Annotated in this window: 15 protein-coding genes; 8 read left to right on the forward strand and 7 right to left on the reverse strand. The window is 74.2% G+C overall.

What is annotated here, in order from left to right:
* The first annotated feature begins 81 nt into the window (after positions 1–81).
* The gene (locus tag HCN51_RS23370; RefSeq protein WP_168011588.1) at positions 82–624 is read left to right on the forward strand and encodes a nuclear transport factor 2 family protein; all 543 of its coding nucleotides are present in this window, start codon (positions 82–84) and stop codon (positions 622–624) included.
* Between the two features lie 63 nt (positions 625–687).
* Here HCN51_RS23370 and HCN51_RS23375 read toward each other — a convergent pair whose 3' ends face one another.
* The 4 genes from HCN51_RS23375 to HCN51_RS23390 all read right to left on the reverse strand — a co-directional run bounded on the left by HCN51_RS23375 (position 688) and on the right by HCN51_RS23390 (position 8,107).
* On the reverse strand, positions 688–1,038 hold the full coding sequence (locus HCN51_RS23375; protein ID WP_168011589.1) for a DoxX family protein: 351 nt from the start codon (positions 1,036–1,038) through the stop codon (positions 688–690).
* Positions 1,039–1,209: 171 nt separating this feature from the next.
* Positions 1,210–3,906, reverse strand: coding sequence for an NACHT domain-containing protein (locus HCN51_RS23380; RefSeq protein ID WP_168011590.1), 2,697 nt, complete (start codon positions 3,904–3,906; stop codon positions 1,210–1,212).
* Positions 3,903–4,589, reverse strand: coding sequence for a hypothetical protein (locus HCN51_RS23385; protein ID WP_168011591.1), 687 nt, complete (start codon positions 4,587–4,589; stop codon positions 3,903–3,905). Before HCN51_RS23385 ends, HCN51_RS23380 begins: the two co-directional genes overlap by 4 nt.
* The gene (locus HCN51_RS23390) at positions 4,580–8,107 is read right to left on the reverse strand and encodes a WD40 repeat domain-containing protein (protein ID WP_168011592.1); all 3,528 of its coding nucleotides are present in this window, start codon (positions 8,105–8,107) and stop codon (positions 4,580–4,582) included. Before HCN51_RS23390 ends, HCN51_RS23385 begins: the two co-directional genes overlap by 10 nt.
* Positions 8,108–8,244: 137 nt before the next feature.
* Here HCN51_RS23390 and HCN51_RS23395 point away from each other — a divergent pair, with 137 nt between their 5' ends.
* Positions 8,245–9,450, forward strand: coding sequence for an ATP-binding protein (locus HCN51_RS23395; protein WP_277350068.1), 1,206 nt, complete (start codon positions 8,245–8,247; stop codon positions 9,448–9,450).
* A 7-nt stretch (positions 9,451–9,457) separates the two neighbouring features.
* Here HCN51_RS23395 and HCN51_RS23400 read toward each other — a convergent pair whose 3' ends face one another.
* The gene (locus HCN51_RS23400) at positions 9,458–10,186 is read right to left on the reverse strand and encodes a hypothetical protein (protein WP_168011594.1); all 729 of its coding nucleotides are present in this window, start codon (positions 10,184–10,186) and stop codon (positions 9,458–9,460) included.
* 112 nt (positions 10,187–10,298) lie between these two features.
* On the opposite strand from HCN51_RS23400, the gene HCN51_RS23405 reads away from it, so the two are divergent.
* From HCN51_RS23405 to HCN51_RS23420, 4 genes are all read left to right on the forward strand, one after another.
* Positions 10,299–10,607 (forward strand): MiAMP1 family antimicrobial peptide, encoded by a 309-nt coding sequence (locus HCN51_RS23405; protein ID WP_168011595.1) that lies wholly within the window; start codon positions 10,299–10,301, stop codon positions 10,605–10,607.
* 76 nt (positions 10,608–10,683) lie between these two features.
* Positions 10,684–11,250 carry an ArsR/SmtB family transcription factor gene (locus HCN51_RS23410; protein WP_168011596.1) on the forward strand — a complete coding sequence of 189 codons (567 nt, stop codon included), beginning with the start codon at positions 10,684–10,686 and terminating at the stop codon, positions 11,248–11,250.
* Positions 11,251–11,260: 10 nt separating this feature from the next.
* Positions 11,261–11,431: a hypothetical protein gene (locus HCN51_RS23415; protein WP_155127919.1), complete on the forward strand. Its 171-nt coding sequence runs from the start codon at positions 11,261–11,263 to the stop codon at positions 11,429–11,431.
* Positions 11,432–11,743: 312 nt separating this feature from the next.
* A complete protein-coding gene (locus HCN51_RS23420) occupies positions 11,744–12,436 on the forward strand; it encodes a carbonic anhydrase (RefSeq protein ID WP_168011597.1) in 693 nt (230 codons plus the stop codon).
* A gap of 50 nt (positions 12,437–12,486) precedes the next feature.
* On the opposite strand, the gene HCN51_RS23425 is transcribed toward HCN51_RS23420, so the two are convergent.
* Positions 12,487–15,429, reverse strand: a complete 2,943-nt coding sequence (locus HCN51_RS23425; protein ID WP_168011598.1) for an AAA family ATPase — start codon at positions 15,427–15,429, stop codon at positions 12,487–12,489.
* Positions 15,430–15,632: 203 nt separating this feature from the next.
* Here HCN51_RS23425 and HCN51_RS23430 point away from each other — a divergent pair, with 203 nt between their 5' ends.
* Both HCN51_RS23430 and HCN51_RS23435 read left to right on the forward strand, forming a co-directional pair.
* Positions 15,633–16,541, forward strand: coding sequence for an MBL fold metallo-hydrolase (locus HCN51_RS23430; RefSeq protein WP_346433764.1), 909 nt, complete (start codon positions 15,633–15,635; stop codon positions 16,539–16,541).
* A complete protein-coding gene (locus tag HCN51_RS23435; protein ID WP_168011600.1) occupies positions 16,538–18,016 on the forward strand; it encodes a carboxylesterase/lipase family protein in 1,479 nt (492 codons plus the stop codon). Before HCN51_RS23430 ends, HCN51_RS23435 begins: the two co-directional genes overlap by 4 nt.
* A gap of 58 nt (positions 18,017–18,074) precedes the next feature.
* On the opposite strand, the gene HCN51_RS23440 is transcribed toward HCN51_RS23435, so the two are convergent.
* Positions 18,075–18,980, reverse strand: coding sequence for an NHL repeat-containing protein (locus HCN51_RS23440; RefSeq protein ID WP_168011601.1), 906 nt, complete (start codon positions 18,978–18,980; stop codon positions 18,075–18,077).
* Between the last annotated feature and the right edge of the window lie 28 nt (positions 18,981–19,008).

Consider the following 19,008-nt stretch of genomic DNA (forward strand, 5'->3'; position numbering starts at 1 on the left):
GCCGATGGCTATGGACACAGGTATTGGCCACCGGCCTGCCGGCCTCGCCACCATGAAGAAACTTCACACCAGGAGGTTTCTGTGACCGAACTGAGCCGAGCCACCCTGCTGCGGACCGTGGGCGTCGGCGCCGCCGGCCTGGCCCTGGCGGCCGTGGGCAGCCCCTCTTCGGCCGAGGCGAAACCCGCCAAGGAGCACCCCAACGTCAAGCTGATCCGCGACTACTACGCGGCATATGCGCGCAACGACCTGACCGCCTTGCGTGAGCGCTTCTTCGCCGCCGACATCGTGTGGACCATCCCGGGGCACCATCCGCTCGCCGGAACCAAGCGAGGCGCCGACGAGGTGCTGGCGTTCTTCGCCCAGCTCGCCCGCGCGGGCTTCCGCGCCGACCCGATAGCCCTCGCCGCCGACGGCGACTGGGTGATCGACCTGCACCGGGGCTGGAGCACGCAGCCGGAGGGCCTGGACATTCTCTGGGCGCTGGCCTTCCGCATCCGGGCCGGCCGCATCGTCGAAGCGGTCAACTTCGCCGCCGACCAGCATGCGGCGGACGCGTTCTTCTGGCGCAGATATCCGCTCGCGAAGATCCCCGAGCGGCTGGAGACGCCGAACGGCGACTGAGTCAGGACTGCGCCGGGGGCCGGGCGACGACACCAAGCGAGCAGCGCTGGGGGAACCGCCTCGTCACTGTCTTGCGGCGAGGACGGCGGACGCGGCGGCCAGGGCGAAATAGGCCCCTGGCGCGGCGATGTTGTGGAAGACCCCGGCACGGACGTGGGCGACGAGCGCGCCGAGGAAGAACAGCACGAGCCCGATCGCGGCGGCGAGGCCGATGTACGGGACTCCCATGATCCCGAGGGCCAGGCCGGCGGCGCCGGCGGCCTTGAGCGCCCCCAGCAGCGGGACCCAGGACGGGTCGACGTTCACGGCGGTGGAGTTGGCCAGGACCCAGGGAGCCCGCGCGAAGTCGAGAACGGCGATCACGGCGTTGGCGACGATCGTGATGACGGTGACGACGAGGTAGGCGGTGTGCATGCTTCCTCTCGGGTCAAGGCGTGCCGCCGTGATGGTGCCCGGCGCCGGACAGACCTCACCTCCACCTGGGGAAGCGGGACGTCTCGGCGGCATCCAGCAAATTAGCATCACGGAAAATCATCGGTCAATCACTTACCGTGATCGAGCGTCTGGGGGCTGATGGCCGACGCGTCACCCCTCCTCGGGAGGTGTCAGGAAGTCCTGGAGCTCGCGGTGGCGGAACTGGTACGTGGCGCCGCTGACGCGCAGCAGGCGGGCCTCGCAGGCCCAGTCGAGGAAGCTCCACAACCGCAGGGGCAGCAGGCCGCGAGTGGCGGCGACGGTCAGGCCGATCATGGTGCGGGTCCAGGCGAGGGCGCCGAAGCTCAGGCCGAACGCGACGCCGCCGACCAGCGCGCACGCCAGCGACTCGGCCAGGCCCCGGCTCATCACGAACACCAGGAAGGCCGCGACGCCGCCGGTCAGGCCGAACACCAGCCCGATCACCGGGTTGCGGTGCAGGGCCTCGCGCGGGTGGGCCAGCTCGGCGTCCATGCTCCACCCGCCGGTGGCGATCTTGAAGACCACCCCGAGCGCGAACGCCAGCACGAACGCGCCGCTCACCCCCACGACCAGCGCCGCCGGTCCGGCGTGGGCCAGGCGCAGCGGCGCCAGCCCGGTGAGCGCGCCGCACAACCCGAAGCCCGTCAGCGTGATCGGCTCGGCGCGGATCGCCTCGGAGACGGTCATCCGCTCGGCCCCGAGCCGGCCGGCGGCGGTCAGCCCGATGGCCGTGCCGAGCGTCAGCCCTCCGGTGCCGCCCGCGACGACGGCGAAGCTCAGGTCGAACACCCGGCCGCCGGTCAGGAGCAGCCCGGCCAGGCCGCCGAGCACGCCGACGGGCAGGCCCGCCAGCGCGCCGAGCAGCGCGCCCGTCAGGCGGCGCCGGTGAGGGACGTTCGTGCGCCCGCCCGCCGCCGCCGGCCACGACGACCACGACAGGCCGGTCACGATTCCCACCCAGGACGTCATGAGTGCGAGAGTGAGCGCCTGCTCCGCGCCCCCGTCCATGCCCCCGTCCATGCCCATGCCCATGCCCATGCCCATGCCCATGCCTATGCCCGGGCTTGCGTCGCCGGCTCCTGAGCCCGTCCAGAAGGCGAGCATGGCGACGACCGCGAGGGTCACCGCGAACAGGCAGTGCAGCACCCGCACCAGGCGCCGGCCGCCGATCGGCCACAGCAGGTGGGGGACCAGGTCGATCGCCGTCAGGCCGGGCGGCGGCCGGTCCGTCGCGGCGGTGCGGGCGGCCTGCCAGCGCAGGTGGGCCGCCAGGCGCACCAGCCAGGCCCGCACCTGGTCCGGCTGGTACGGGGTGCGGTGCGCGGCCCGGGGCGTCAGCCGGGTCGCCGCCGGGACGTACGCCTCCAGCAGCCGCCCGGCGATCGCGTCCGCGCCCGCACGAGGGTCGGCGTGCGGATCGGCGCGCAACAGCTCGTACGGCTCGGCGCCGGACTCCACGGCGGTGACCGTCAGCAGCAGCCGCCAGGGTGTGGCGAGCGCGAGGTGGACGGCCCGGCCCGCCGGCCCCGCCAGAGCCGCCTGGATGCCGTCGCGGTGCCCGGCGCAGGGATGGCCGTCCGGCCAGCGGGCCTTCAGGTAGACGGCGATCTGCTCGACGGTCAGGTCGCGCAGCCGGATCAGGGCGGCGTCGTCGAGCCAGACGCCGGCCGCGCGCAGCTCGGCGTAGCGGTCGGCGCGGCAGGTGACGACGACCGGGCCGGCGCGGCGCCCGGACAGGTCGCTGTAGCGGTTGAGCTCGGCCAGCAGGCCCATCGCCCGGCGGGGCGTCCCGGCCGGCAGGCCGGGGTCCAGCTCGTCCAGCCCGTCCACGACCGGGAGCACCCTGCGGTCGCGGACCAGCCGGTGCGCGTCGCCGGCCGCGAGGCCGAAGTCCTGCACGAGCTGCTCGGCCAGCCAGGTCTCGAACGGCCTGCCGACGGTCCAGCGGGCCGCGTTCAGGCGGACCGGGACCAGGCGCGGGGGGTCGCCGGTGGTCAGCCGGGGCTCCAGGAGTTGCAGGACCAGCTCGATGGCGAGGACCGTCTTGCCGGCCCCCGACTCGCCCACGACCAGCAGCCGCCGGGGGTGCAGGGCGGTGAAGAAGCGGCCGATGGTGTGCAGGTCGTCCGGGCTCTGGGCGGAGTGGCGGGTCGTGTGCGGGTCGTCCGGGCTCTGGGCGGAGTGGCGGGTCGTGTGCGGGTCGTCCGGGCCACGGCCGGAGGGGTCGGTGTGAGCGGGGCCGAAGGAGACGGGTGCGATGTCGTAGCCGCCCAGCAGCCCTTTGCGCGCCCGGTCCTCCTCGCGCAGCACGCGCCGGACCAGCAGCTCCACCGCCGGATCCCGCCCGGCCCAGGAGGCACCGGTCGCAGGCGACGGAGAAGGAGCCGCGCCGGAATCCGGTGGCGGGAAAGGAGCCACGCCGGATGCAGGCGGAGGAGCCGCGTCAGGCGGGGGAGCGGTCTCGTCGGGTGCGGGCGGGGGAGTGGCCGGGGCGGCGAGGGCGGCTCGGGCGGCGCGCCACCGTTCGAGCTCCCCACCGATCAGCTCCTCAGGATGCCCGCACGACCGCAGGCAGGCCGTGACGAACGCCCGCACGAACTCCCACCGCGGCAACCGCCCGCTCTGCCGCAACACGTGCGAGGTGGTGCTCTTGGGCAGCGCGTCCACCATGGTGCCGTCCGAGGCGGCGATCCGGCCGCCGAGCGACCGCAGCCGGCTGAGTGACGGCTCGCCGGCCCACTGCCGCAGCCGTACCAGCGCCGCGACGAACTCCGCCACGTCGGCGGCCTGCCCGGGATCGGGCGGGAGGGGACGTTGGGCGCTCATCGGTCGCCGGTCCTGACCAGCGCCCACGTGAAGGACGCGCGCCCGCGCCACCGCCCGGGCACGCACACCCCTTCCAGGGTCTGGACGTGGCGCGCCTCCATGAGGAAGTTGCGCGCCTCGTCGGCCTCCACCAGGTCCCGCCCGACGGCGATGGGGACGAAGCCGTGCCGCGGGATGTAGACCCAGCGCCCCCGGTCCCAGTCGTAGGGGTCGAACCAGCGGTGCCGTACGGTGCCGGACACCCGCACCTCCCGCCCGTCCCTGGTCAGCACGAACGAGCCCTGCGAGCGCAGCAGGCTCATCCTGCTGACGTAGAACAGCTCGGTGCCGATGAAGGCGTTGATCCGCGCGTCCCAGTGGTCGTGCAGCCAGGCGGAGTCGTGCTCGCCGAGCCGGGCGGCGCGCCGCACGAGCTGGCGTTCGAAGCGGCGCTGGTTCTTGCGCTCGGCTTTCTTGATCACTTTGAACGAGCGGAGCCAGCGCAGTGACATCGTCCTGGAGGTGCCCGCCCCGTCCATGAAGTGCTGGAGGAAGTCGGAGGCGATCGGGTGGAAGTCCCGGCCGCCGTCGATGATCGAGCGGAACAGGTCCACCAGCTCGGGCACCGGCCGGCCGGTCCGCCGCCGCAGCCCGCGCACGAACATGCGGGCCTTGTCCAGGGTGAGTGCGAGCGTCACGAACACGTCGGGCGGTACTCCTCCTCCGGGATGAGCATCTCCCATTCGCCGCGGCCGAGCGCGCGGCCCGCGTTGGCGCACGCGGCGGCGACGAGGTCGGCGGGGGTGCCGGTGTGCCACAGGCGCGCGGTCCCGTCGCCGGAGACGGTGGCCACCGCCGTGCCGTCGGGGGCGTAGGCGAGCGCGACGACGCCGCGGGTGTGGCCGGTCATGGGGTCGCCGAGGGGCCGGTGCGTGCGCAGGTCCCACAGCAGCACGTCGCCGCTCTGCAGGCCGGTGGCCAGCACCTGGCCGTTCCTGCTGAACGCGAGCGCGTTGGGCGCGTCGTCCTCGGGGACCAGGGCGACGCCGTTGGTGCGGCGCAGCCGGACGTCCCACAGCCGCACGGCGTCGTCGGCCGCCGTGAACGCCAGCGTCGCGCCGTCGGGGCTGAAGGCCAGGTCGTTGACCAGCCCGCCGGCGACGGCGGGCGGGGTGCCCTCGATCTGGCGGCGGGTGGCCACGTCGAACAGCCGCACCCGCGAGTCGAAGCCGGCGCTGGCCAGCGTCCTGCCGTCGGGGCTGATGGCCAGGCCGGTGATGACGTCGGTGTGGTCGGCGACGCGGATGCGCGGCCCGAACTCGCGGCGGGTCGCGACGTCCCAGAACGCGATGGCCCCTTCGTGCTGGACGGCGGCGAACCTGCCGTCCGGGCTGAACTCGGCCAGGCCGTCGAACGTGCGGTCATGGGCGAGCACGCGGCGGCTCGCGAGGTCCCAGACGCGCAGGCCGTCCATGGCGGAGGTCAGGAGCGTGCGCCCATCGGGCGCGAACGCGATCTTGATGACGGCGCCGCGGGCGCCCGGGGCGCGCAGCGGCGGGCCGAGGGGCCGCTGGGTGGCCGCGTCGTACAGGTGGACGGCGGGGTCGTTCCTGCCGGGGCCGCCGGTCGCCAGGATCCGCCCGTCGGGGCTCAGCGCGACGGCGTTCTCCGCCGGCACCGGCCGGCCGATCTGCAGGTGGACCTGCGGGTCGGCGAGCCGGACCACGCCGTCGTCACTGGCGGCGGCCAGCAGCTTCCCGTCCGCGCTGAACGCCACCCGCCTGACGCTCATGGGGTTGTCCTGGAGCGCGAGCACCCGCTGCCGGCTGGCGGTGTCCCACAGGACGGTACGGCCGGAGCGCCCGCCGGTGGCGATCCGGGTGCCGTCGGGGCTGAAGGCGACCGAGTAGAAGCCGTAGATGCTGTCCTTGATCACGGCCTTGCGCTCGCCCGACGCTACGTCCCACAGCCCGGCGCCGTTGTCGAAGCCCACGGTCGCCAGCGTCCTCGCGTCCGGGCTGAACGCGATATCGAGCAAGGGCTTGCTCTGCCGGGCGATCGGGCCGCCCAGCGGGCGTGAGGTGGCGGCGTCCCAGAGCCGGACGGCCCGGCCCCGCGCGACGGCCAGGGTCCTGCCGTCCCTGGTGAACACCACCCGCTGGACGATGCTCGCCAGCTCCGGCCCGTGGTCGGGGCGGCCCATCGCGGGGCCGCGCGGGCGGTGCGTGGCCGCGTCCCACTGCCGGACGACGCCTCTGAAGTCGCCCGTCACGAGCGTCCTGCCGTCCGGGCTGAACTCCAGCGCCGACACGACCTCCTCCTGCTTCACGTCGGGCCCGAGTCGGCGGCGGGTGGCCACGTCGTAGAAGCGGACGGTGCTCAGGCACGCGGTGGCCAGGGTGCGGCCGTCGGGGCTGAGGGCCACCTCGACGTCCGAGCACTCGAACCTGGCGCGGGTGATCGGGGCGCCGAGCTGCCGGCGCGTCGCGGTGTCCCAGAGGCGGGCGGTGCCGTCGGCGCCGCCGGTCGCGACGGTCGAGCCGTCGGCGCTGAACGCCAGGGACGTGACGCCGCGCGTGTGCCCGGTGAGCTTGCCCCGGCCGGTGCTGGTCGCCGCCGACAGCAGGCGGTTGCGGGCCTCGTCGGTCTGCGCGAGGTTCCAGGCCGCCACGGCCAGCACCGAGGACAGGGCGACGTCGCCGGTGACCTCGCTCTGCGCGGCGAGCTGGCGGGAAAGGGCCACCCGGCGCTGCCGGCCGGCCTCGTCGGCCGCGTTGACGGCGATGGCGGCGGCGGCGAGGGCGAGCACCGACACCATCGCCAGGCCCGCCACGGCGAGCCGGCGGCGGCGGCCGGCCCGCCGCACCTCCCGCGTGGAGGCCGCGACGAAGCTCTCCACGACGGGCCCCGGCGGCGGGAAGCTGTCGGGGTCGCGTTCCCAGCGGGGCCGGCTGTCCTGCACGGCGAGCAGCCGGGCGCCCCGGTAGAGGAACGCGGGGTCGCGGTGGTTGCCGTCCCACTGGGCGGCGGCCTCCACCAGCCGGTCGTAGACGGCCTGCGCGGCGAGGTCGGGTTCGAGCCACTGCCGCAGGGCGGGCCAGGCGGTCAGGAGGGCGTCGTGGGCGATCTCGGCGCTGTCCACGTGCAGGGTGAGCAGGCGCCGGTCGGCGAACGCGGACAGCAGCGCCCCGACCTGCTCGCGCCGCTGCTCGGTGTGCGCGGAGGCGGCGGCGTGCAGCTCGGCCAGCCGCGCGGCGCGCCGCGCCACCTGGCCGCCCGCGGTGATCAGGGTCAGGCGGCGGAAGATCCGCAGCGCGGCCTTGCGGTCCTCCGGCGGCAGCCGCTCCAGCACCTCGTCGGCGGTGCGGCGCACGGAGTCGCGCACCCCGCCCGACTCCTCGTAGCCGCGCAGGGTCAGGGTGCCGTCCGCACGCCGTTCCCAGGTGTTGCGCAGCGCCTGCGAGAGCAGGGGCAGCGCGCCCGGCAGGGGACGGTCGCCCGCGCCGAGCCCCGCCCGCAGCTCGGCCAGGATGGTCTCCACCAGGCCGGGCTCGATCTTCAGCCCGGCGGCGGCGGCCGGGCCGGTGATGGCCAGCCGCAGGTCCGCCTCCGTCATCGGCTCGACGATGACCTGGCCGTCCTGGATGGCCTCGGCGAAGCGGGGGTAGGCGGCGCACCGGTCCCAGTGGTCGGCGCGCACCCCGACGACCACCGCGGCGCCGTGCGGGCCGCCGGTCAGGGCGTGCAGGGCGGCCACGTACGTCTGGCGCTCGCGCTCGTCGGCCACCAGGGTGAACAGCTCCTCGAACTGGTCGGCCACCAGCAGGAGCCGGTCGTCCCCTCCGGGCAGGAGCCGCCGCGGGTCGTCGCGCAGCCGCTCGGCCACCGTTTCCGCGTCCCCGCCGAACTCCTTGGCCCAGACCTCGGCCAGCGTGCGGAACGGGGTCGCGGTGGGCGTGGTGAGCAGGCACCGCCACGCCCCTAGTTCCCCTTTGGCCACGGCCGGGAGCAGGCCCGCCCGTAACAGCGACGACTTGCCGACGCCCGAGGCGCCCGAGACGAGCAGGACGGCGCCGCGGCCGGCCAGTCGCCGCCCCAGGCGTTCGAGGAGGTCGCGGGTGGCTCGCGTGCGGCCGAAGAACAGCTCGGCCGCGCCCTGCTCGAACGGGGCCAGGCCCTGGTAGGGGCAGATCTCGCTGGGATGATCACCCCGCTCGCCCATGGCGGTCATTCTGACAAACCGGGCCACTGGCATCAAACGGTTGTCGTCCGATTTCGTCCAATGTCGTCCCACCTGTGGCCGGAACGGCTCCAACGCGATTCTGATGGACGCCTGATGGTTGATCGACGGGGGACACGTTGGATTCTGCGGGGACACTGCTGCGGGGATGGCGGAAGCGGGCGTTGATGACCCAGGAGCAACTGGCCGAGAAGGCGGGGCTCAATGTGCGGACCGTGCGGCGGCTGGAGAACGGAGGCCTCTGGCAGCCGCGCAGCAGGTCCGTCCTGCTGCTGGCGCAGGCCCTGGAGCTGGACGGCGCGGAACGGGAGCTGCTGGCCGGAGAGGCGGGCGAGCCGGCCGTGACCACGATCGTCCCCCGGCAGCTGCCCGCCGGCCTCGCGAGTCTGATCGGCCGGGAGGACGAGCTGGCGGCCCTCACCGGCGACCACCACGCGGGCCCGGCGCCGGTCGTCGCCATCGACGGCATGGCGGGAACGGGCAAGACGGCCCTGGCCGTGCACGCCGCCCACCGGCTCGCCCCCGGCTTCCCCGACGGGCAGCTCTTCGTGGACCTGCGCGGCCACGCCCGCGGCCGGCGACCGGCCGAGCCGGGCGAGGCCCTGGCCCGGATGGCGCGCGCCCTCGGCGTGCCCGGCGCGGACGTCCCTGAGCACCTGGACGACCGCGCCGCGCTGTACCGCAGCGTGCTGGCCGGGCGCCGGGTGCTGATCGTGCTGGACGACGCCCTCGACGAGCACCAGATCCACCCGCTGCTGCCCGGCGGCCCCGGCTGCCGCGTGATCGTCACCGGCCGCCGCCGCCTGAGCGGGCTCGGCGACGCCCGCGGCCTGCCGCTGGACGTCCTGTCCCCGGCGGCGGCGGTCGCCCTGTTCACCGGCGTGGCCGGATGGGAACGGGTGGCGGGCGTGCCGCGCGACGACCTGCACGAGGTCGTGGCGCGTTGCGGGTGGCTGCCGCTGGCCGTCCGCGTCGCCGCCGACCGGCTGCGGGCGCGTCCCACGTGGAGCGTGCGGCACCTGCTCGACCGGCTCGCCGGCGACCGGCTGGCCGCGCTGGCGGCGGGACGGCACGACGTCGCCGCCGCCCTGGACGCCTCCTACGACCGGCTCCCCTCCGACCTGCGGCGCGCGTACCGGCTGCTGGGGTCGCACGCCGGCGCGGAGTTCGGCCCGAGCACGGCCGCCGACCTGCTGGGGACGGGCGCGTCCCAGGCGGAGCGGCTGCTGGAGCACCTGCTGGACGCGCACCTCCTGCGGGAGGCCGCGCCCGGCCGCTACCGCTTCCACGATCTCGTCCGCGACCACGCGTCCCGGACGGGTTGAGCCGGGCTCAGGCCACCCGGGACGAGCTGGCCGTCCAGGTGTTGCAAGCGCCCGGCTTACCCGCCTTGTACCCCTTGTCCATCCAGTAGAGGCGGTTCGCCGTCTTGCCCTGGAACCGGTTGGGCCAGAACTCCGGCACCTTGAGAATCGGCTTCCAGTCCTTGACCTGACGCCCCAGCGCCTTCGCCGACACCCCCGAGAAGCAGGCGATCTGCAGGTAGTAGCGGCGGTTGTGCTCGTCCATGACCGTCTCGGACGCGTCGTTCTCCAGCGCCCACCACGCCTGCCCGATGCCGGTCTGCCCGGTCACCACCCCGCCCCACGTCCGCACGACGGAGGTGAACACGGCCACGTCGCTCTTGGCCTTGATCCAGTCGTCGGCCAGCCGCACGTGCAGCTGCGTGGCGCAGATCTCGGTGAAGGAGCCGCTGACGCCCATGCCGGTGGAGCACGACTCCTTGTCGTCGGCGTCCTTGAACACCACCTTGACCGGGACGAAGCCCTTGATGGCCGGCTTCCACGCCTTGTTCAGGCAGCCGACGAGGGTGGTGACGTACTTCTTCGTGGAGGCACCGCTCGTGCCCTTGTCCAGCTTGCAGGCGACCTTGGGCAGCTTGGCCGCCTTGTAGAGGGCGTTGTGGGTCAGCTCGGGCGCGCCCTTGACCGGCTCGGCGAGCGCGGGGCCGGCGAACAGGGCCAGGCCCACGGCCGCCCCGGCGGATAAACGAATGATCATAAAGCGTGATCCTAGGGGCGGGGGCGCGGCTGCGTGACGGAAAAGGCTTGGGCGACTGCGGAGAGTGCCGCTACCATTACTTTCCGCAGTCAGTTCCGTCGGAAGGACCCGCGTGAAGAAGTTCGTTCTCACCTCCGTGTTCACCGCCGCCATCGTCGCCGGCACCGCGGGCGCCGCCTACGCCTCGCAGTACGTCGCCTACGAAGGCCCCGGCTTCACCGGCAGAAGCGTCGTCATCGACCGGTGCGGCGTGTCGAACATCCCCTTCAACGGCTCCTACAAGTGGTACGGCGACGGCCAGAGCGGGCGCATGTACAACCAGCCCAACGCCCAGGGCGTGGCCCACTTCACGCTGGCCTCGAACAGGAACGCCGAGCAGCGCACGCCGGTGGGCTGGAAGAGCATCTTCATCGTGTGCTGACGCCTCCACCGGCCGGCATTTCAAGATCCAGTAGAAGCCTTGAGCAGCCTCACGCGTGGGTCCTACGGTCGTGACCATGCGACAGATCGACGACCTGGACGTGCTCAGGGTCATGACCAGCCGGTTCCGGATGAAGCTCTTCAGCCTCCTGTTCCGGATCGGCCCCGTCACCGTGAGCGAGCTGGCCAGGCGGATGGACGCCGACCCCGGCCAGGTCAGCTACCACCTGCGGCAGATGCAGAGGCACGACCTGATCGAGGACGTGCCGGAGCTCGCCCGCGACAGCCGGGAACGCTGGGTCCGCGCCGCCATGGGCGGGCTGGCCGTGGTGAACCTCGAAACCGCGGAGGCCAGGGCGGTGGTGCAGGCATGGACGTCGCAGTGGGTGATCGACCAGTTCGAACGGCTGCGCCAGTTCGAACGCACGCGCACGGCGCTCCCCGAGTACTGGCAGAACGCGTCGTTCGGCGGCAGCCACCACCTGCGGCTCACCCCGGACGAGCTCGCCCGGCTCGCCGACCAGCTCAACGCCGTGCTGCAGCCGTGGCGCGAGCTGAGCCGATCACGGGTAGAAGCGAACGAGGCCCCGCCGGACACCCGCCCGGTCTTCACCTTCTACCACGCCTTCCCCGAAGAACCGTGAAGGGCCCTCCATGTACGGCCTGCATGAAGAGCGCATCCGCGCGGACCTGGCCGAGCGGCGAGCCGAGGCCGCCCGCTCACGCATGATCCCACCCCGCCCACGCCGGCAGGTCCTGCCGCGCCTCCGCGTCCGGTTCGCGCTCACCCTCCGCCGCCTCGCCGACCGCCTCGAACCGGCCTGACAGCCCCACCAGGGCCATGAGGAACGGGCCACACGAATCCGCGGTGGCCATCGAGGGCCGACAGGCCGGTACGGCATGATGATCCCTCGTGAACAAGACGATCACCGTTCTCTCGGCGCTTTCCACCTCCCTTTCATGAGCGCCGCACCCGCGCAGGCCGCCGTGGTTCTCCGGCTCCGACCTCAAGGCGTGCGCGGCCGGCACCTCTGCGTCGAGACCCGCTACACCCGGTGGGGCGGCAAGGTGTAAATCGTCCAGTTAACCGGTACCCCGGCGAAAGTGGCGTATCCGGTGTACCGCATACTGGATCCCATGTCTGAGAAGATCATTGACCGTCGTAAAGTACTGCTCGCCGCTGGGCTGGTCGTCGGCGGGGTCCTGTTAGACGGCGGGGTGGCGCACGGCCTCGCACGGGACTCCGCGCGGCGGGCCGGCACCCCGGACGAGGCGTGGGCGAAGCTGCGCGAGGGCAACCGGCGCTGGGCCGCCGACGCCTCCGTCCACCCCCATCAGGATCTCGCCCGGCGGGCCGAGGCCGCCCAGAAGCAGCAACCGTATGCGGTGGTCGTCTCCTGCATCGACTCGCGCGTCGCCCCGGAGATCGTCTTCGACCTGGGGGTCGGGGACATCCTCACCGTACGCAGCGCGGCCCAGACCATCGACCCCCTCGTCTCCGGCGCCATCGAGTACGGCCCCGCCGAGCTGGACACGCCCCTGATCGTGGTGCTCGGCCACCAGCGGTGCGGCGCGGTCACCGCCGCCGCCGACGCCCTCAAGCACGGCACCAAGCTGCCCGGTCACCTGCAGCGCATCGTCGACGACCTGCGACCGGCCTACGAGCAGGCCCACGGGGACGTGGACCGGATGATCCGGATCAACACCACCAACGTGGTGGCCGAGCTCAAGTCCGACAAGCTGCTCGCCCCGCGCATCGCGGCAGGGAAGCTCAAGGTCGTGGGCGGGTACTACTCGCTCGACACCGGCAAGGTCACCCGGCTGGTGTGACGGCCCGGCGGTTCGGCGGTGTCCGGGGCGGATGTCACCCCGTCACCCCGTCACCAGCCGCCGGCCCACGCAGGGTCGCCGTCCGCGCCCGCCGCCTCCACCACGTCGCGGAGCTGGGAGCGGGCCGTGACGCCCAGCTTGGGGAAGGTGCGGTAGAGGTGCGAGCCGACGGTGCGCGGCGACAGGAAGAGCCGCTCGCCGATCTCGCGGTTGGTCAGCCCGCGGGCGGCCAGCCGGACGATCTGCTGCTGTTGAGGTGAGAGGCGGGCCAGGGCGCCAGGAACCGCCGGGTCCACGTCCAGGCCCGCCGCTCGCAGCTCCGCCTGGGCGCGTTCGCTCCACGGGCGCGCGCCCAGCCGGCGGAACGTGTCGTACGCCGAGGTGAGGAACGGGCGCGCCTCGGCGATCCGGCGACGGCGGCGCAGCCATTCCGCGTACTCCAGCAGCCCCTGCGCGTGCTCGAACGGCCAGCGCTCCAGCTCGGGCACGGCCAGCGCGGCCGAGAACTCCTCCTCGGCCCGGTCGGGGCCGGCGAGCAGCGCGCGGCTGCGGTGCACCAGGCCGCGCAGGCGGGGCGAGCCGCCCTGAGCGAGGATGCGGGCCGCGCGCTCGACGGTCTCGATCGCCTCGGCGTGACGGCCGGTGCGGGCCGCCGACTCGGCCAGGTCCGGCAGGGCCGGGTAGGAGGCGTGGTAGTGGACGGGGTCGCCGCCCGGGCCGAAGACCCCGCGCAGGTGCTCGTAGGCGGTTTCGTAGTCGCCTTCGGCGATGGCGGCGGTGGTCAGGGCGCGGCGCGCGTACACGGCGACCGACCGGCTCTCCAGCGGGTCCACCAGGCGCAGCGCCTCTTCCGCGAGCGTGCGGGCGGTCGCCGGGTCGCCCTGGGCGGCCACGACCATGGCCTCGATGGCGTGCGCGCACGCGACGGCGTGGTGCAGCCTGGCGGCGGCCGGCAGCGCGCCGAGCTCGGCGCAGAGCGCGCGGGCCTGGTCCCAGCGGCCATACTCGAAGCAGGCCAGCGCGACCACGCCGCCGAGCCCGTCGGGGAGCGGGCCCGCGTTTCTCCACGACCGGACGGCCGCGTCGAACGTCCGGATCGCGAGCGGCGTCTCGTCGAGCACCCAGGCGGCCACGGCCAGCGCGGTCAGCCGTTCGGGACCACCTCCGGTATCGGCGCGGCGGTCTGCCCCTGCGCCATTGTCCGTTCCACGGCTGTCCCCGGTCCTTGCGCGATCGTCGGTGCCCTGGGCCTCTACGTGGCCGCCCGCTCCATGGCCCCGCCCGGCTGCGGAGATCAGGGCAGGCAGCCGGGCCGCTGCCGCGCGGCCGGTGCCGAACGGGTCCGACACGATGCGGGCCCACTCCCGGAGCGGCGTGGCGGGGAGGCGGGGCAGGAGGCGGTCGATCCCCTGCCGCTGGGACTCCTCGCCCGAGTAGAAGCGCAGCACCGCGGCGGCGGCGAGCGCGTCGAGGGCGATGTACGGGTGGGTGAGCGCGAGGTCGCCGGCGATGCCGGCCAGCTCGTCGAAGGCGGCGGCGTGTCGCCTGGTCAGGGCGGACAGGCGCCCCACGTGCAGCGCGGCGGTGGCGAGCAGGGCGGGGTCGTCGGTACGGGCGCGGGCCTGGCCGGCCAGCTCCTCCACCCAGGGCAGGTCTCCGGTGAGGACGGCCGAGGCGGCCGCGTCGGTTAGCAGCCGGGCGCTTTCGTCGCGGTCGGGACGCAGCTCCGCCGCGCGGGCCAGCGCCTTGGCCGACGCCGCGTAGCCGCCCCGCCGGCGGGCCCTGGCCGCCGTTCGTTCCAGGGCGGCCGACACCTCCGCGTCGGGGTGGAGGGCGGTGGCGGCGAGATGCCAGGCGCGGCGGTCCGGCTCGTCGCGCAGGGCGCCGGCCAGCGCGCGGTGGGCCTCCAGGCGGGCGTCGAACGGGGTGGCGTGGTAGATCGCGGAGCGGATCAGGGGGTGGCGGAAGCGTAGGTGCCGGCCTGCCCGGTGGATCAGCCCCGACTCTTCGACGGCCAGCCAGATCTTGTCGTCGGCGTCGGGCAGCAGCGCCAGGACGGCGTCCGGGGGATCTTCGGCGTCGGCGGCGGCCAGGAGCACCAGGGCCTGCCGGGCGGCTTCGGGCAGCTCCGCCAGCCGGGCGGCGTAGATGGCCGCCAGCCGCTCGCCGACCGGTGGCGGGCCGTGGTCGTCGGGGGCGAGCGTGGCGTGCGCGGCCAGTTCGAGCAGGGCCAGGGGGTTGCCCGCGGCCTGGCCGAGCACGCGTTCCCTGATCCGGCCCGCCAGGCCGGGCGCGCGCAGGTCGAGCAGCCGCCGGGACGCGGCGGCGTCGAGAGGGCCGAGCGCGAGCGTGGGGAATCCGGCCGCGTCGAGTGGGCCCGGTGTGCGTGTCGGGTATCCGGGGGTGTCGGCGAACGGGAAACCGCCGTCGCCCGGGCCGGGGGTGGGGTCGCGGAGGGCGGCCAGCAGGGTGATGGGGTCGTCGTCGAGGCGGCGGGCGGCGAAGGCGAGGACGTCGGCGGAGGCGGGATCGATCCACTGGGCGTCGTCGAGGACGATCACGAGCGGCGCCCGTTCGGCGACCTGGGACAGCAGGGTCAGGACGGCGACGCTCGTCAGCAGGGGATCGGGGGCGTCGGACACGAAGCCGAAGGCGCCGAGCAGGGCCCGGCGCTGTCGGTCGGGCAGGTGGGCGGCCTCGTCCAGTACCGGGCGGAGGAGCTGGTGCAGGGCCGCGAAGGCCAGGTCTCTCTCCGACTCACGGCCGCTCGCCCGCAGCACCCGGCGGCCCGCTTCCCCGGCGCGGCGGGCGGCGTACTCCAGGAGGGTGCTCTTGCCCATCCCGGCGGCTCCGGACAGGAGCAGGACCCGCCCGCCGTCGCCGGCCGCGCCCGCAACCAGCGCGGAGAGCCGATCGAGCTCGGAGTCCCGTCCGACGATCACGTCCCGTCCGACGATCACGTCCCGTCCGACGGGCAGGGCCCGCTCGCCCACAGGACCTCCAGGAGTCTCACCGACCACGGACCGTACGGCATAGCCGCAGGTCCTCACACCCGCCTGTCACGGTAGCAAGCCCCGATTGCAGTCACCTGACGCATACCGCCGCCCATGGGTGACGGCGCACGATGGACGGCGGCGGATCCGCCGCATCCATCACGAATCGTCGAGATCAAGGATGGCCATTGCCTGCCAACGAAATCACTCTCGGTGACGTCACCGTCACGAGGGTCCGTGAATACTACGGCCCCGTCGACATGACGCCGGAGACGTTCTTCCCGGAGAGCACGCCACGCACCTGGGAGGAGCACTCCTCCTGGCTGGAGCCGCACTTCGTGGACCCGGGCACGCGGATCGTGAACTCCGCGATCCAGACCTGGCTGCTGCGCAGCGAGGGACGGATCATCGTCGTCGACACCGGCGTCGGCAATCACAAGGAGCGTCCCTACGCCCCGGTCTGGAGCCGGCTCGACACCGGTTTCCTGGACAACCTGGCCGCCGCGGGCGTGCGCCCCGAGGACGTGGACGTCGTGGTGAACACGCACCTCCACGTGGACCACGTCGGCTGGAACACGTTCCTGGACGGCCGCTCCTGGGTGCCGACCTTCCCGAACGCCACGTACCTCATCGCCAAGGCCGACTTCGACTTCTGGAACCCGGCGAACGAGCACAGGTCGGTGCTCGGGCGGGGCAACCAGAACGTGTTCGAGGACAGCGTGGCCCCCGTCCACGAGGCGGGGCTGACGACGTTGTGGGAGGGCTCGTACACGATCGACGCCAACCTGCGCCTGGACCTCGCGCCGGGGCACACGCCGGGGTCCTCGGTGCTGACCCTCGCCTCGGGTACGGATCGCGCGGTGTTCGTCGGCGACCTGCTGCACAATCCGGTGCAGATCGTGGAGCCGGACGCGAACAGCTGCTTCTGCGAGGACCCGGCCGGGGCGCGCGCCACCCGCCGCCGGATCCTCGGCTGGGCCGCCGACCACCGCGCGCTGGTGTTCCCCGCGCACCTGGGCGGGGCAGGGGCGGCCGAGGTGGCCCGTGCGGGGAACGGGTTCGCCGTCAAGGATTGGGCCCCGTTCGCCGACATCTCGGAGGATGCCCGATGAGCCGCCACGACACCGTCCGCACCGCCCAGGGGCTCGTGCGCGGGCTGCGGCGCGACAGCACGACCGCGTTCATGAACATCCCGTACGCCGCCGCGCCGACCGGCGCCGCCCGGTTCGCCGCCCCGCGGCCGCACGCCCCCTGGGACGGCGTGCGGGACGCCACCGCGCCGGGGCCGACCGCGCCGCAGGCCGAACGCAGGCTCGGCAGCGTGGACATGACCCCCTATTTCGGGCCGGGCTGGGTGCCCGGCGACGACTTCCTGACCGTCAACGTGTGGACGCCGGGCGCGGCGGGGGAGCGCCTGCCCGTGATGGTGTTCGTGCACGGCGGCGGGTTCGTGGCGGGCTCCACCCGGGCCGGCGTCCTTGACGGCGCCTCCTTCGCCCGCGACGGCGTCGTCCTCGTGACGCTCAACTACCGGCTGGGCATCGCGGGCTTCCTCGACCTGCCCGGCGCGCCCGCCAACCGCGGCCTGCTCGACGTGATCGCCGCCCTGCGCTGGGTGCGCGAGAACATCGCCGCGTTCGGCGGCGACCCGGACCGGGTCACCTTGGCCGGCCAGTCCGCGGGCGCCACGATCGTGGGCGCCGTGCTGGCCACGCCGGAGGCCGAGGGGCTGTTCCGGCGGGCGATCGTGCAGAGCGGCAGCGGCCTGGGCGCGTTCACCCCGGAGCAGGCCGCCCGGGTGACCCGCGCGGCGGCCCGCGCTCTCGGGGTCGAGCCGCATGCCGGCGCCTTCGCCGGCGTTCCCGACCGGCGGCTCGTCGAGGTCATGCCCGAGCTGTCGGGCCTCGACCTGAGCACCGAGACCCATCGGGACCCGCTCATCGGGCTGAGCCCGTTCAGCGTGGTGCTCGACCGGCAGCCGGCCGCGGCCGTGGCGGCGGGCCGGGGCGCGGACGTGGAGCTGCTGGTGGGCACGAACACGGAGGAGGGCAACCTCTACCTGGCGCCGTTCGGGAGCCTGTCCACCTCGACGGCGGCGGACGTGGACGCCGCCGCCCGCTCGCACCCCCGGCCCGCCCACCTCGTCGCCGTCTACCGCAAGGCCAGGCCGCACGCGTCGCACGGGGAGCTGCGCGCGGCCATCATGGGTGACGCCCTGTTCGGCGTGGGCAGCCGCCGCCTGGCCGACGCGCACACCGGCAGCGCCGCCGCCACCCACCGCTACTCCTTCGCGTGGCGCTCGAAGGCGCTCGGCGGCGAGCTGGGCGCGGCCCACGCCGTGGAGCTGCCGTTCGTCTTCGACGTCACCGGCCTGCCCGCGCTGCACGGCCCCCAGGCCCTGCTCGGCCCGGACGCGCCGCCGCCGGACCTGGCCGCCCGGACGCACGCGGCCTGGGTGGCCTTCGCCACGACCGGCGACCCCGGCTGGGACCGCTACGACACCGCCCGCCGCGCCACCATGCGCATCGGCGGCACGTGGGAGCTGCTGGAGGACCCGGACGGCGCCGAGCTCCGAGCCTGGCCCTGACGATCTCCCAGGAACGCGGGCGCGGTGGGCGGTCGTGCTCCCAGGGCCGCGCGGAGAGCTACTGGCGGGGGATCGCGACCAGCGTGTACGGCGTCCGCGGCGTCGGCGCCGTGTCGAAGCGGGCGTTCGGCAGGTACAGCCGCGACCCGAACGCCGCCACCGTCGCCGGGCAGTCGAACCGCTCGCTGCGCAACCGGCGGACCACGCGCGCCTCGGTGCCGTCATCGTTGAGCTGGAGGACGGCCACGGCGTTCCACCGGTTCTGTACGGCGTAGAGGGTCCGGCCGTGCAGCAGCAGGCCGTCGCCCTCCACGAGGGTCTCGCCGTGCAGGTCCACCCGGCGGGTGGCGCCGGACGGCTCGACGCGGAACAGGTCGCCGGTGTTGGACTGCACGACGAGCAGGGCCCGGCCGTCGGGGGTGGGGGTGATGCCGTTGGCGTTGAAGCCGGAGCCGTACGTCATGTCGCCGGTGAGGGGGATCCGGACCGGCGGGCCGGGCAGCCGGTCGCCGCGCAGCGGCAGCTTGTAGAGGACGGGGTTGGTGGAGTCGGTGATCCACGCGGCGCCCTGGCTGAAGGTGATGTCGTTGACGAAGGCGGCCTCGGTCGTCAGCCGGTGGGTGGCGAGCAGCCGGCCGCTGCGGGCGTCGAGGATGCGCAGGTCGCCGCCGGTGCCGCCGGCCACGAACAGGTGGCCGTGCCCGTCGGCGTGCAGGCCGAGCGCCTGGGTGCCGGGCCCCTTGCTGAACGTGGCGCCGCGGCCGGTGCGCAGGTCGACCCGGTAGATCGAGCCGTCGGCCATGGAGCCGACGTAGGCGAACGGGCCGGGGCCGGTCAGGACGCCCTCGGGGCGGAACCCGTCGGGAAGGCGGATCGTGCTGGGGAACTCCGACGCCTGCGCGGGCGCGTCCGTCGAGGCGATCAGCCCGAGTGCGAGCAGTGCGGCGGCGAGGTGGCGGCGCATCAGGAGGCCAACCTTTCAACGTTGAGAT

The sequence above is a fragment of the Nonomuraea composti genome (genome assembly GCF_012034275.1).
GTDB lineage: Bacteria > Actinomycetota > Actinomycetes > Streptosporangiales > Streptosporangiaceae > Nonomuraea > Nonomuraea composti.

What these genes read in the sequence shown, in the direction of transcription:
- HCN51_RS23380 (WP_168011590.1), bottom strand. Translation starts at nt 3,906, where the DNA reads ATGAGCGCCCAACGTCCCCTCCCGCCCGATCCCGGGCAGGCCGCCGAC.
- HCN51_RS23400 (WP_168011594.1), bottom strand. Translation starts at nt 10,186, where the DNA reads ATGATCATTCGTTTATCCGCCGGGGCGGCCGTGGGCCTGGCCCTGTTC.
- HCN51_RS23410 (WP_168011596.1), top strand. Translation starts at nt 10,684, where the DNA reads ATGCGACAGATCGACGACCTGGACGTGCTCAGGGTCATGACCAGCCGG.
- HCN51_RS23375 (WP_168011589.1), bottom strand. Translation starts at nt 1,038, where the DNA reads ATGCACACCGCCTACCTCGTCGTCACCGTCATCACGATCGTCGCCAAC.
- HCN51_RS23420 (WP_168011597.1), top strand. Translation starts at nt 11,744, where the DNA reads ATGTCTGAGAAGATCATTGACCGTCGTAAAGTACTGCTCGCCGCTGGG.
- HCN51_RS23415 (WP_155127919.1), top strand. Translation starts at nt 11,261, where the DNA reads ATGTACGGCCTGCATGAAGAGCGCATCCGCGCGGACCTGGCCGAGCGG.
- HCN51_RS23390 (WP_168011592.1), bottom strand. Translation starts at nt 8,107, where the DNA reads ATGGGCGAGCGGGGTGATCATCCCAGCGAGATCTGCCCCTACCAGGGC.
- HCN51_RS23440 (WP_168011601.1), bottom strand. Translation starts at nt 18,980, where the DNA reads ATGCGCCGCCACCTCGCCGCCGCACTGCTCGCACTCGGGCTGATCGCC.
- HCN51_RS23435 (WP_168011600.1), top strand. Translation starts at nt 16,538, where the DNA reads ATGAGCCGCCACGACACCGTCCGCACCGCCCAGGGGCTCGTGCGCGGG.